The organism is Arthrobacter sp. Y3224198, from assembly GCF_059090025.1.
This window is the reverse complement of record NZ_JBNHFG010000019.1, coordinates 1-12,491: the sequence shown is the minus strand read 5'-3', so window position 1 is coordinate 12,491 and position 12,491 is coordinate 1. Positions and strand designations below refer to the sequence as shown.

At 67.3% G+C, this 12,491-nt stretch carries 13 protein-coding genes and 1 tRNA gene; 7 read left to right on the top strand and 7 right to left on the bottom strand.

The features are described 5' to 3' along the window. Nucleotides 1-21 precede the first annotated feature (21 nt). From AC5RUF_RS11365 to AC5RUF_RS11350, 4 genes are all read right to left on the bottom strand, one after another. Nucleotides 22-2,106, bottom strand: a complete 2,085-nt coding sequence (locus AC5RUF_RS11365; RefSeq protein ID WP_494130629.1) for a xanthine dehydrogenase family protein molybdopterin-binding subunit — start codon at nucleotides 2,104-2,106, stop codon at nucleotides 22-24. Continuing rightward, nucleotides 2,103-3,182: an FAD binding domain-containing protein gene (locus AC5RUF_RS11360; protein WP_494130628.1), complete on the bottom strand. Its 1,080-nt coding sequence runs from the start codon at nucleotides 3,180-3,182 to the stop codon at nucleotides 2,103-2,105. The genes AC5RUF_RS11365 and AC5RUF_RS11360 overlap by 4 nt, the downstream gene beginning before the upstream one ends. Beyond that, a complete protein-coding gene (locus AC5RUF_RS11355; RefSeq protein WP_494130627.1) occupies nucleotides 3,179-3,799 on the bottom strand; it encodes a (2Fe-2S)-binding protein in 621 nt (206 codons plus the stop codon). The genes AC5RUF_RS11360 and AC5RUF_RS11355 overlap by 4 nt, the downstream gene beginning before the upstream one ends. A gap of 159 nt (nucleotides 3,800-3,958) precedes the next feature. Then, a tRNA-Met gene (locus AC5RUF_RS11350) sits at nucleotides 3,959-4,035 on the bottom strand. Between the two features lie 92 nt (nucleotides 4,036-4,127). Here AC5RUF_RS11350 and AC5RUF_RS11345 point away from each other — a divergent pair. The 4 genes from AC5RUF_RS11345 (at nucleotide 4,128) to AC5RUF_RS11330 (ending at nucleotide 8,332) form a co-directional block, all read left to right on the top strand. Beyond that, entirely contained in the window at nucleotides 4,128-5,003 is an 876-nt protein-coding gene (locus AC5RUF_RS11345) for an alanyl-tRNA editing protein (protein WP_494130626.1), read from the top strand. Between the two features lie 113 nt (nucleotides 5,004-5,116). Beyond that, a complete protein-coding gene (locus AC5RUF_RS11340) occupies nucleotides 5,117-6,493 on the top strand; it encodes an ABC transporter substrate-binding protein (RefSeq protein ID WP_494130625.1) in 1,377 nt (458 codons plus the stop codon). After that, nucleotides 6,493-7,437, top strand: coding sequence for a carbohydrate ABC transporter permease (locus AC5RUF_RS11335; RefSeq protein WP_493997668.1), 945 nt, complete (start codon nucleotides 6,493-6,495; stop codon nucleotides 7,435-7,437). The genes AC5RUF_RS11340 and AC5RUF_RS11335 overlap by 1 nt, the downstream gene beginning before the upstream one ends. Nucleotides 7,438-7,543: 106 nt before the next feature. Next, nucleotides 7,544-8,332 (top strand): carbohydrate ABC transporter permease, encoded by a 789-nt coding sequence (locus AC5RUF_RS11330; protein ID WP_494130659.1) that lies wholly within the window; start codon nucleotides 7,544-7,546, stop codon nucleotides 8,330-8,332. A 66-nt stretch (nucleotides 8,333-8,398) separates the two neighbouring features. Here the strand turns inward: AC5RUF_RS11330 and AC5RUF_RS11325 are convergent, their stop codons facing one another. Both AC5RUF_RS11325 and AC5RUF_RS11320 read right to left on the bottom strand, forming a co-directional pair. After that, complete coding sequence (locus AC5RUF_RS11325; RefSeq protein ID WP_494130624.1) at nucleotides 8,399-8,872, bottom strand: VOC family protein; 474 nt, start codon at nucleotides 8,870-8,872, stop codon at nucleotides 8,399-8,401. 155 nt (nucleotides 8,873-9,027) lie between these two features. After that, nucleotides 9,028-9,222, bottom strand: a complete 195-nt coding sequence (locus tag AC5RUF_RS11320) for a hypothetical protein (RefSeq protein ID WP_494130623.1) — start codon at nucleotides 9,220-9,222, stop codon at nucleotides 9,028-9,030. 123 nt (nucleotides 9,223-9,345) lie between these two features. On the opposite strand from AC5RUF_RS11320, the gene soxR reads away from it, so the two are divergent. Both soxR and AC5RUF_RS11310 read left to right on the top strand, forming a co-directional pair. After that, the gene (gene soxR / locus AC5RUF_RS11315) at nucleotides 9,346-9,846 is read left to right on the top strand and encodes a redox-sensitive transcriptional activator SoxR (RefSeq protein WP_494130622.1); all 501 of its coding nucleotides are present in this window, start codon (nucleotides 9,346-9,348) and stop codon (nucleotides 9,844-9,846) included. A gap of 124 nt (nucleotides 9,847-9,970) precedes the next feature. Then, on the top strand, nucleotides 9,971-10,453 hold the full coding sequence (locus AC5RUF_RS11310) for a nucleoside deaminase (RefSeq protein WP_493998043.1): 483 nt from the start codon (nucleotides 9,971-9,973) through the stop codon (nucleotides 10,451-10,453). Nucleotides 10,454-10,495: 42 nt separating this feature from the next. On the opposite strand, the gene AC5RUF_RS11305 is transcribed toward AC5RUF_RS11310, so the two are convergent. Beyond that, complete coding sequence (locus AC5RUF_RS11305; protein WP_493998044.1) at nucleotides 10,496-11,023, bottom strand: GNAT family N-acetyltransferase; 528 nt, start codon at nucleotides 11,021-11,023, stop codon at nucleotides 10,496-10,498. A 126-nt stretch (nucleotides 11,024-11,149) separates the two neighbouring features. On the opposite strand from AC5RUF_RS11305, the gene rlmN reads away from it, so the two are divergent. Further along, a complete protein-coding gene (gene rlmN / locus AC5RUF_RS11300; RefSeq protein WP_493998045.1) occupies nucleotides 11,150-12,394 on the top strand; it encodes a dual-specificity RNA methyltransferase RlmN in 1,245 nt (414 codons plus the stop codon). Nucleotides 12,395-12,491 lie beyond the last annotated feature (97 nt).

Sequence of the window (12,491 nt, the reverse complement as noted above, 5' to 3'; positions counted from 1 at the left end):
GTCGGATTGTTAAGCCGCCGGTCAGGACAGGAACTTGTCGGGGGTCAGCGGCAGGTCCCGCACCCGGACCCCGGAGGCGTTGTAAGCGGCATTGGCAATGGCCGCGGCGCTGCCCACAATGCCGATCTCGCCGATGCCGCGGGCACCAAGCGGCCCGGCATGTTCGTCCACGTCCTCAATCCAGAGGGCCTCCATGTCCTGCACGTCGGAGTTGGTGGGGACGTGGTATTCGGCCAGGTCATGGTTGACGAAGATCCCGAACCGCGGATCCAGGACGCTCTGTTCGTGCAGGGCCATGCCCATACCCATGGTCATACCGCCCAGGAACTGGGAACGGGCGGTGCGGGGATTGATGATCCGGCCGGCGGAGAAGACCCCCAGCATGCGCGGTACCCGGATTTCGCCGGTGTCCGCATGGATGCGCACCTCGGCGAAGTGCGCCCCGAAGGAGTACAGGGCCAGGTTCTGCGCCTCGGGATCCTCCGGCGCGTCGGCCTCGGTGGCCGCACCGGGGGAGGGGTGTTCGCCATGGTCTGCCCGGAAGGCCCGGGCAGCGGCGATGATGGTGCCGCCCCAGCTGGCGGTGCCGGAAGACCCGCCGGCCACACTGGCGGCCGGGAACCTGGTGTCGCCGATGCCGAGCCGGATCCGGTCGACGGGCACCCGCAGCGCATCGGCGGCAATCTGTGTCAGCGCGGTCCAGGCACCGGTGCCGATGTCCGCCGCACCGATCTGCACGGAGTAGATGCCGTCCTGTTCGTAGCTGATCCGGGCGCTGTTGGAGGGCTGGCGCATAAACGGGTAGACAGCGCTGGCCGTGCCCAGGCCCACCAGCCAGCCGTCCTCCTGCACCGAGCGCGGCCGGGTGACCCGCCGGTTCCAGCCGAACCGCTCGGCGCCCAGGTCGAAGCAGTCCATCAGGTGCCGGCTGGACCACGGCTTGCCGGTCTCCGGATCCACCTCCGGTTCGTTGCGCCGCCGCAGTTCAATCGGGTCCAGTCCCGCCGCGGCAGCGAGTTCGTCCATGGCCACCTCCGGTCCGAACATCCCGGGGCACTCGCCCGGGGCCCGCATCCAGGACGGCACGGGAATGTCCAGGGGTGCGAGCCGGGTGGTGGTGCGGCGGTTGGGGGAGGCGTACATCATCCGGAACGGGGCCGGAGTCTGTTCGGCGAACTCCTTGATGCGGGAGGTGTGTTCCACAATGTCCAGCGACATAGAGGTCAGCCGGCCGTCGTCGGCGGCACCCAGCCGGATGCGCTGGATGGTGGGGGTGCGGTGGCTGGTGAGGCTGTACATCTGCTGGCGGCTGACCGGGAACTTCACCGGCCGCCCGTCGGTGCACTGAGCGGCCAGGGCCGCCATCACCACGTGCACATGCGGCATGCCCTTGGACCCGAAGCCGCCGCCCACATGCGGGGCGATGACCCGGACCTGTTCCTCCTCGAGACCCAGCACCTGGGCCAGGGTGCCCTTGACCGCGTGGACGCCCTGGGTGGAGTCCCAGAGCGTCAGGAGGGTCCCGTCCCACTGCGCCACGGTGGCATGGGGTTCCAGCGGGTTGTTGTGTTCGGCGGGGGTGGAATAGGTTTGCTCGATCTTCAGTGCAGCCGTATCGAAAGCGGCGTCAGCATCGCCCTGGCCGCTGTCCGTGGGGGTGCCGGCGTTGAGTTCTTCCGGTGCATAGAGGGCCGGGTCGTCTCCGCGCAGCTGGGCGGAAAACGGTTCGGCCGCATAGCTCACCCGCACGGCGTCGGCAGCCTGCCGGGCAACTTCCGGGGTCTCGGCCAGCACGGCCGCCACTATCTGCCCGCGGTAGCCCACTGCGTTGTCCTGCAGGACGGCCAGCTCCCGGTCCGAGGCATCCGCCAGCCGGGGTGCAGTTTCCGCAGTCAGGACGGTGAAAACACCTTCGATCGCCTCCGCCTCGGCGGTGTCCACCCGCTGCACCGTGCCGCGCGCAATGGTGGACAGGACCGGATACAGGTGCAGCGGGTGCTCCGCTGGCTGTTCGTAGGCGTACGGGGCGGTGCCGGTGACTTTGAGTTCGCCGTCGAGCCGCTCGTACGCGGTGCCAATGGCCGAGGCAGGCATCAGGTTGGTCATGGGGTCAGCTCCTCCCAGCCGGCGTCGTCCGGGCCATCCGGTCCCTCCGGGTGATCCGTTCCGGGGGCGCTCACCTCCGGTGCCGGCACGCCGGCAAGGTCACGCAGGACGGCGGCGAGCGTGTTGCGGACCATGGGCACCTTGAAGCCGTTTTCGCGCAGCGGCTCGGCGTGAACCAGCTCGGCATCCGCAGCAGCCCGGAAGTTCGCTTCCGTGGCTTCCGCTCCGCGCAGTACCGCCTCCGCCTGCAGGGCCCGCCAGGGTTTGTGCGCCACTCCGCCCAGGGCGATCCGTACGTCGCGGATCACAGGGGGATTGGCGCCGTCGTCCTCCAGTTCCAGCGCCGCGGCCACCGAGACCAGCGCGAAGGCGTAGGACGCCCGGTCCCGTACCTTGCGGTACGCGGAATGCGGCGGCGCGGGCGGAAGTTCGACGGCGGTGATCAGTTCGCCGTGCGCCAGGACGGTATCCCGCTGCGGCTCGCCGCCCGGCAACCGGTGGAATTCGCTCAGCGGGATGATCCGTTCCCCGGCGGGGCCGAGCACCACCACAGAGGCGTCCAGCGCGGCGAGGGCCACGGCCATGTCCGAGGGGTGGGTGGCCACGCAGTCCTCGGAAGCGCCGAGGATGGCGTGGTAGCGGGTGTATCCGTCGATGGCGGAGCAGCCGGTGCCCGGTTCGCGTTTGTTGCAGGGAGTGGTGGGGTTTTGGAAGTACACGCACCGGGTGCGCTGCAGCAGGTTGCCGCCGGTGGTGGCGAGGTTGCGCAACTGGCCGGATGCGCCCGCCAGCAGCGCCTGCGCCAGGGCCGGATACCGCCGGCGGATGTAGGTGTTGGCCGCCAGGTCCGCGTTGCGGACGTTGGTGCCGATCCGTACCCGGCCGTCGTCCTGCACATCCACCGTGTCCAGCGGCAGCCTGCTGATGTCCACCAGCATCGTGGGTGACGCGATGCCCAGCTTCATGCGGTCCACCAGGTTGGTGCCACCGGCCAGGAAGGCGGCGTCCGGGGCGGCGCTGACCAGGGCAACAGCGGAGGCGGCGTCGTCGGCGCGGCGGTACTCGAAGGGGATCATGCCCGCTCCTCGGGGTGGGAGGGCATGGACTCGGCCGTGGGGGAGTCCTCCACCGCAGCCTGCCCGGGATCCGGGCTGCCGCCGCGCCGGGCACCGGCGGCTTCAGCGGCTTGCCGGACGGCGGCCACAATGTTGGCGTAGGCCCCGCAGCGGCAAAGGTTTCCACTCATGCGCTCGCGGATTTCGGCATCGGTGAGATCTACCCCGCCCTCGGCCTGCAGGTCTTCGGTGGCCGTGGAGGGATGTCCGGCTGCGGCCTCTTCGATGATGCCCGCCGCGGAACAGACCTGCCCGGGGGTGCAGTAGCCGCACTGGAACCCGTCCTGCTCCAGGAAGGCGCGCTGGACGGGGTGCAGTTCGCCGTCGGGAGTGCCGCTGGCCAGGCCTTCGGCGGTGATGATGTCCGCGCCGTCGTGCGCCACCGCGAGCGTCAGGCAGGAATTGGCACGCCGTCCGTCCAGCAGGACCGTGCAGGCGCCGCACTGGCCGTGGTCGCAGCCCTTTTTGGGGCTCGTGACGCCCAGCCGGTCCCGCAGTGCATCCAGCACCGTGGTGCGGGTGTCTACCGTCAGCGTGCGCGGTGTTCCGTCTACTTGCAGGGTTATTCGGGCTTCCATCAGCGCTTTGGCCACCTCTCCGCAACGGGATTGTCCTCGCAACCTATCCGAGGAGGTGTGATGGAAACAACCAAGCCCGCTGATCGGGACGCTTCCGGCGGGGAACCGGCGGAGGGCACAAAAAATCCCGATCCGGTCATCCGGATCGGGATTCTTCTTTGGTTGCGGGGGCAAGATTTGAACTTGCGACCTCTGGGTTATGAGCCCAGCGAGCTACCGAACTGCTCCACCCCGCGGCGTGGTTACGACTTTACCGCACATTGGCCGTGCCGCGTAATCCAGTGGCGGCCCTCACATTCCCGGATGCCGGTTTCGGTAGGCTGGCCGGATGAATCTGCCTGCTGCCGATACCGTTGTGACCTACCCCGCCGGCGCCGTTTCCGGTTCCGCCACCGTGCTGTACACCGAGACCCTGCCGGACCGGCGGCTGGCGGTACTGCTGGATTCCACACCTGTGCATCCGGTGGATGCCGGCTGGCCGGACCAGGGCGCGGACCGGGCAACGCTCACGACGCCGGACGGCACCGAAGTGCCGGTGGAGGACTGCGTGGTGGGCGCCGCGGACGGCAGCACCCTGTTCATTGGCCGGGACATCCCGGTCCGCAAGGGCGCCGAAGGGTGGGCCTTCTTCGCGGTGCACGTCCTGCCCGCAGGCAGCGTGCTGGCGGAGGGCTCCCGGGTGCAGCTCCGGGTGGACGGCCACTACCGGGCAGCGCTGTCCGCCGGGCACACTGCCTGCCACCTGGCGTCCCTGGCCCTGAACCGGCAGCTTGCCGCTGCCTGGAAGAAGGACGTCCAGCCCGACGCCGCGGGCAACCCGGACTTCGACGCCCTGGCCATCGAAACATCCACGATCGTCGAATCCGGTTCCCGGGACGTGTACCGGCTGGGCAAATCCCTGCGGCGCAAGGGCTTCCTGCCCGAGGCGCTGCTGGCGGACCTTGCAGCGGTGGAGACAGAAGTAAATGCCACCCTTGCCGAATGGGTGGCATCCGGAGCCAAAGTGCGTATTGAACGGGAGTCCGAACTGCTGACGGGAATGCGCCGGTGGGTGTGCGACCTGCCGGACGGCACGGTGAGCATTCCCTGCGGCGGCACCCACCTGTCCTCGCTGGCCGATATCACCGGAATTACCGTCCGGCTCAGTGCCGAAACGGCCGACGGTGCCACGGAAGTGGTGATGGATACCCGAATTTCCGGGTAGCTGCGTATTCTTTTCCCTTTTTCTCACCTGTTGCCTTGCCCGGGCAGGACCGCTGGACGTAGTGTCGCGCCAACGCAAGCGGTACCGGCATCTCAAATGAGCAAAGGTGACATATGAGATTCAGCAGGCGGATCCGCCGCCGGGGGCACTCCCGGACACGGTCGGTCCTGGCATGTGCAGCGGTGGCCGGCCTGGTGCTGGCGGGCTGCGGCGGAGCGGAAGCGGACGGCAACAAGGAAATTGTCGTAGCCATTGTCTCCAATCCGCAGATGCAGGACGCCATCTCCCTCCAAGATGAATTCAAGGCCCAATATCCGGATATCGACGTCAGCTTTGTCTCGCTTCCGGAAAACGAGGCGAGGGCGAAAATCACCGCTTCGGTAGCCACCCAGGGCGGCGAATTCGACGTCGTGATGATTTCCAATTACGAGACTCCCATGTGGGCCGAAAACGGATGGATCACCAATCTCCAGGACTATGCGGATTCCACGGAAGGCTACGATCCCGAAGATTTCGTCCCCACCATCCGCGAGGCGCTCAGCTATGAGGGGGACCTGTACTCGGTGCCGTTCTACGGCGAGTCCTCATTCCTGGCCTACCGCGCCGATCTGTTCGAAGAGGCCGGCCTTCAGATGCCGGAACAGCCCACGTGGGAGGACATCCGCGGATTTGCCGAGGCACTGGACGACCCGGCGGGTGAGCGGAGCGGGGTCTGTCTCCGCGGGCTGGCCGGCTGGGGCGAGGTGATGGCTCCGCTGGACACCATGATCAACACCTACGGCGGCCGCTGGTTCGATGGGGACTGGAACGCGACGCTGGACTCTCCGGAGGTGGAGGCGGCAGTCACCGACTATGTGCAGCTGGTCCAGGACTACGGGCAGGCGGGCCCGGCCACCAGCGGCTACGGCGACTGCCTGACCCTGTACAGCCAGGGGAATACGGCCATGTGGTACGACGCCACCGCCATGGTGTCCTCCATCGAGGACCCATCCTCCTCGCTGGTGGTGGGCAAGACCGGCTACGCTCCCGCGCCCGTGCAGGAAACGGACTCCGCGGGCTGGCTGTACAGCTGGTCGCTGGCCATTCCCTCCACCAGCGAGCAGAAGGATGCCGCCTGGGACTTTGTCTCCTGGATGACGAACAAGGACTACATCCAGCTGGTCGGCTCGGAAATCGGCTGGGAACGGGTGCCCCCGGGCAGCCGGCTCTCCACCTACGAGATCCCCGAGTACGCCGAAATCGCCGAAGCCTACGCGGAGCCCACCCTGAAGGCGATGGCCGGGGCCTCGCAGGAAAACAGCATGGTGCAGGGCGTGCCGTACACCGGGCTGCAGTTTGTGGGCATCCCGGAATTCCAGGACCTGGGCACCCGGGTGGCGCAGCAGATTTCGGCCGCCATTGCCGGCCAGCAGACGGTTCAGGAGGCATTGGAACAGTCCCAGAGCTACGCATCGACGGTGGCCGAAAGCTACCAGGACGGAGGCGGCTGATGTCCACCTTGGTAGCCCGCCAGCAGGTCCGGGCACGAAAGGCCGCCGAAGAGCGGCAGAACGGCGGGATGTCCTCGGCCGAGGGATGGCGGCGACGGATGCCGCTGCTGCCGGCGCTGATCTTCACCCTGGTGGTCACGCAGATCCCGTTCCTGTTCACCATCTGGTATTCGCTGCAGAACTGGAATCTCCTGCGCCCCGAAGGCAACCAGTTTGTCGGCCTGTCCAACTATGCGGACATCTTCGGCGACTCCACCTTCCGCGGTGCCGCGTTGAACAGCGTCATTTTCACCGTGGGCTGCGTGTTCTTCGCGATGCTGCTGGGCATCGTTTTCGCGCTGCTGCTGGACCGGTCCTTTCCCGGCCGCGGCATTGTGCGGACCCTGCTGATCACCCCGTTCCTGATCATGCCGGTGGCCAGCTCACTGCTCTGGTCCATCTCCATCCTGAACCCCAGCTACGGCCTGCTGAACTGGGTGATCGGGCTGGTGGGGGTCCCGCCGGTGGACTGGACGTCGCAGCACCCCATCGCCTCCATCCTGATGGCCCTGGTGTGGCAGTGGACCCCGTTCATGATGCTGCTGGTGCTCTCCGGCCTGCAGGCGCAGTCCAAGGACGTGCTGGAGGCGGCGCAGGTGGACGGCGCCGGCTGGTGGCGGACCTTCATCTCGGTCACCCTTCCCCAGCTGCGCCGCTACATCGAACTGGGCGTCCTGCTGGGCGCGATCTACGTGGTCAACACGTTTGACCAGATCTACCTGATGACCGCGGGCGGCCCCGGCACGGCCAGCGCCAACCTGCCGTTCTACATCTACCAGCGGGCCTTCCTGGGCTTCGACGTCGGCCAGGCCGCCGCCATGGGCGTGGTGGTGGTCATCGCCACCATGATCGTGGCAACCCTCGCCCTGCGCCTGATCTTCCGAAGCTTCGACGTAAAGGACTAAGGACGTGGCTACCCAAACTGCAGCTCCCACTCCCGCCGGCGAGGAAACCGGCCCGTCCGGGCGCACCGTCCGGAAACCGGCCCGCAGGTTCAACGCCGGTCCGGTCATCACCACCGTGACCTGGGTGCTGGCCCTGATCTTCTTCTCACCGGTGCTGTGGATGGTGCTGACCTCCTTCAAGCAGGAGTCCGCCGCGGCGTCGTCTCCGCCCGTCTTCTTTTTCGCACCCACCCTGGATCAGTACCGGGCAGTGCTGGGCAGCGGAGCCGGCAGCTACTTCGCCAATTCGGCCATTGCCACCGGGGTCTCGACCATCCTGGTGATTGCCCTGGCGGTTCCGGCGTCCTATGCCCTGAGCATCAGGCCGGTGAAGAAAACCTCCGACGTGCTGTTCTTCTTTATTTCGACCCGCATGCTGCCCGTGGTGGCCGTCATCATGCCGATCTACGTTATTGCCGGGCAGCTGAAGGTCCTGGACAACGTGTGGACCCTGGTGGTGCTGTACACCTCCATGAACCTGCCCATCGCCGTCTGGATGATGCGTTCGTTCTTCCTCGAGGTTCCCGGCGAAGTGCTGGAGGCCGCGCAGATGGACGGCGCCGGGCTGATGAAGACGCTGTGGCGGGTGCTGATGCCCATGGTCGCCCCCGGGCTGGCCGCTACCGCCCTGATCTGCGTGATCTTCGCGTGGAACGAGTTCTTCTTCGCCCTGATCCTGACGGCCGGGAAATCGGCTACGGTCCCGGTGTTCCTGGTGTCGCAGATGACCAGCGAGGGCCTGTTCCTCGCCCAGCTCTCCGCCGCTTCCGTCCTGGCATCCCTGCCGGTGGTCCTGGCCGGCTGGGTGGCGCAGAAGCAACTGGTCCGCGGCCTGTCCATGGGCGCCGTGAAGTAGCGGAGGCGTCAGGCGGCCTTGCCGTCCCGGGCCCGGCGCGCGTTCCGGTGTGGCCGTGCGCGGTTTTTAGAGCGCCTGGTTCTGTTCCTGGACCGTGGCATTGGAGGATACCTCAAAGGTCCGCTCCGGTTCCTCCGCGCTGGCGGGATCCATCCACAAGAACTCCCAGACGTGCCCGTCCGGATCGGTGGCGGAGCCGCTGTACATCCCCGGCATCCGTTCCTCGGCCGGTGCGTACACTGCACCGCCGCCCGCTTGGCAGGCGGCCATGATCTGGTCCACTTCGTCGCGGCTCTCGCAGCTGATGCAGTTCAGCACTTCCTTGCCGGAGGACGCGAGGTGGGGGGTGTCGCCCGAGGGGAGGAAGCCCTGGTAAAAGTCCTGCTGCAGGAGCATCACCACAATGCTGTCCGAAATGACAATGGCGCTGCCCTGGTCATTGCTGAACTGGGGATCCTTGGTGAACCCGAGACCCAGATAGAAGTTTTCTGCGGTTTTCAGGTCCGCTACGGGGAGGTTTGGAAAAATCATGCGTGCCATGACCGGTCCTTTCAGAGGCGGGTGCTTTTACGTTCCCACCGCAGACTGCCGCTGACAACGGGTATCCGGAACACCTGCTTCCCGGGGGAGGAGGGGGGCAGCGGCAGCAGTGCCGATGCCGCCCGGCCGCCCGGCCGCCGCCGGAGCAGCGGGCGTCAGCGGAAGGGGAAGAACAGGTGCCCGGCCTCGGGCAGGAGCCCGGCCAGGGCGTCACGGCCGGTTTCGGGGGCGAAGCCAGTGGCCGGTCCGAAGGCAGCGGTGCGAATGGAGCGGCGTGCCGGCTCCAATCCGGGAACGGTCCGGGGAATCGATGCGTACTTTTGACGGGAGCGGGCCTGCCTGCGGTTCATTTTGTGGTCCTTTCCTGCTTCCCGGCGGAAGCTCAGGACACCAGCCAACGTGCTCAAGTGCGCTTGAGGTCAAACAGGCGTCACAGATACCGGAGGCATGCAGCGGACTGCCACACTGAACCGGTGAATGAAGCAACTCCGCGCACGATGCTCTCCATTGGCGAAGTGGCCCGTCGGGCGGGAATCTCCGTGCCGGCGGTGCGCTATTACGAAGAGCGCGGCCTGATCCGCTCGCAGCGCTCCAGCACCAACCAGCGGCTTTTCCCGCGTCACGTGCTGCGCCGGCTGGCCGTCATTTCCGCCGGGCAGCGGATGGGGCTTTCGCTTCAGGAGGTCGGTGATGCCCTGGCGGAGCTGCCGGCAGACCGCGCTCCCAGCAGGGCGGAATGGACGGCCATGAGTGCCGGGTGGTCCCGTCTGGTCGCCGCGCGGATCCGCGGCCTCCAGGTGCTGCAGGACTCCCTGGACAGCTGCATAGGCTGCGGGTGCCTTTCCCTGGAGCGGTGCGGGATCTTCAATCCGGGCGACGAAGCGGCCTCCGAAGGCGCCGGTTCACGCTGGGAACGCAGGGCGACGGCCCGGGAAGCCGGCGGCCGCCGCCCGGAAACAGATACGCCTTTGTGACGCCGCCCATGTCCGCTGTGTGCGGAAAACTGCTAATCTCGCACCTGCGAAGGCGGGCCGGAACTCCCGGTTATCTACCTGGCAGACCTGCGTCACAGTGCATCAGGACCCAAGGAGAAGCCACATGGACAACACTTCGGACGGCGTTTACCTGGCCCAGGCCATCCGCCTGGCCACCGACAACGTCGCGGACGGCGGCGGACCGTTCGGTGCCGTCATTGTCACCGCGGAAGGTGCCGCCTTTGAAGGTGTCAACCGGGTGACAGCCAACAACGATCCCACCGCGCATGCCGAAGTCACCGCGATCCGCAACGCCTGCTCCACCCTGGGTACGTTCGACCTGACCGGCGCCGTGCTGTACACCAGCTGCGAGCCCTGCCCCATGTGCCTGGCCTCGGCGCTGTGGGCTCGGGTGGACCGCGTGGTCTTCGCGGCGGACCGGCACGACGCCGCCAGTGCCGGCTTCGACGACGCCGCGTTTTATGAATACTTCGAAACACCGCTGGAGCAGCGCTCCATGCAGGTGAAGCAGCTGGACGTGGCGGACGCGCCCGCCATGGCACCCTTCAATGCGTGGACGGCCGCGGCCGACCGCGTCGACTACTAGGACAGGCCACGTGCCGGCCGCCCCGGTGCGGCCGGCACGTACCTACAGGGGCATCCTGGCGCCGATGGTCTTGGAGTAGCAGGTAGACCCCTCGGAGCGGAGGTACGGGCCGAAATTCGGGACCACCTTGTAGCCGCCGTTTTCGTAGAACCGCCGCCCGTCGGGCTGAGCCGAGCCGGCTTCGGCCGTGAGCACGGCGTACCCCATCTGTTTGGCGCGCGCCTCCAGAGCCGCGAGGATCGCCGTCGCAACCCCTGACCCGCGCGCATATGGCAGGACGTACACCCGCTTGATTTCCGCCGTCGCCGGATCCATGTGCCGCAACCCGCCGCAGCCCAGGGGCTGGCCGGTGCTGCGCTCATAGGCCACCAGGAACACGGCCGAGTCGGCGGCGCCGGGCGGATGCGGGTCATGTGCCGCGGTCCCGTAGCGTGCGTCGAGTTCCGCCTGCTGGGCCTCGCGCAGGTCCGCTCCCACCGGGTTGCTCCACGGCACTTCGCGGATTCTCAGGTGCGGGGTTGAGTAGGGACGGAAACCGGAAACTCCCGAAAAATCTCGCAAATCCGACATGCTGCCTCCAGCGGCCAACGGGTATGGCTCCACGCTAGGAGCGGCTGGTTTCCACGGTGTTTCCGTGATGTGGCTGACGGGCAAAAGGAATGTTCCGGACGTGCGAACCGTGCGAGAATAGTGGCGATGTCAAGCCTCGAAACTTCCCCCGCCAAAAAGCCGCGCACTGCCCGCGCGCTTCCCACCGCCACCGGACCCCAGGTCCGCCCTGCCACGGAGGGTTGGGAACAGGCCAAGGAACCGGACGGCCGCCCGCTGCTGCAGTTCAAGTCGCCGCGCGTATCCCAGCCGCCGGCGCACCTGGCCGACATGACGCTGGCCGAGCGCCAGGAGAAGGTGAAGTCCCTGGGCCTGCCCGGCTTCCGCGCCAAGCAGCTCTCGGTGCACTACTTCCAGCACTACACCACCGACCCCGAGGCCATGAGCGACCTGCCCAAGGAACGCCGGGCCGAGATCGCCGCGGAAATGTTCCCTCCGCTGCTCACCGAGGTCAAGCGCCTGACCACGGACAACGGGGACACCATTAAGTTCCTGTGGCGGCTCTTCGACGGTTCCCTCGTGGAGTCGGTGCTGATGCGCTACCCCGGCCGGATCACCCTGTGCGTGTCCAGCCAGTGCGGCTGCGGCATGAACTGCCCGTTCTGCGCCACCGGCCAGGCCGGCCTGACCCGGAACATGTCCACCGCGGAAATCCTGGACCAGATTGTCCAGGCCAACCGGGTGATCAAGGAAGGCGGCCTGGGCGGCAAGCGGCGCGACGGCGGCCACGACGCCGAGCGTGTCACCAACATCGTGTTCATGGGCATGGGTGAGCCGCTGGCCAACTACAAGCGCGTGATGAACGCCGTGCACCGGATGGCCGCCGAGGTCCCCGAGGGCCTGGGCATGAGCGCCCGCAACATCACGGTCTCCACCGTGGGTCTGGTCCCGGCCATCAAGAAGCTCGCCGAGGAGAACATCCCGGTGACCTTCGCGCTGAGCCTGCACGCCCCGGACGATGAGCTGCGCGATGAGCTGATCCCGGTCAACAGCCGCTGGAAGGTGGACGAGGCGCTGGATGCCGCGTACAACTACTACCGCGTCACCGGCCGCCGGGTGTCCATTGAGTACGCGCTGATTAAGGACATGAACGACCACGCCTGGCGTGCGGACCTGCTGGCCAAGAAGCTCAACGCCCGCGGCCGCGGCTGGGTGCACGTGAACCCCATTCCGCTGAACCCGACGCCCGGCTCCATCTGGACCTCTCCTGAGCCGGAGGTCATCTCCGAATTCATCAACCACCTGATCGACGCCGGTATCCCCACCACTGTCCGGGATACCCGCGGCAAGGAGATCGACGGCGCCTGCGGCCAGCTCGCTGCCGCGGACTAGTTTCGCGTATTAACGACGACGGCGGGGCCGGGCACAGTGCCCGGCCCCGCCCACGGGGGTTGGGGGCCCCCCCGCCACCCGGGGTACCCCCCCCCCC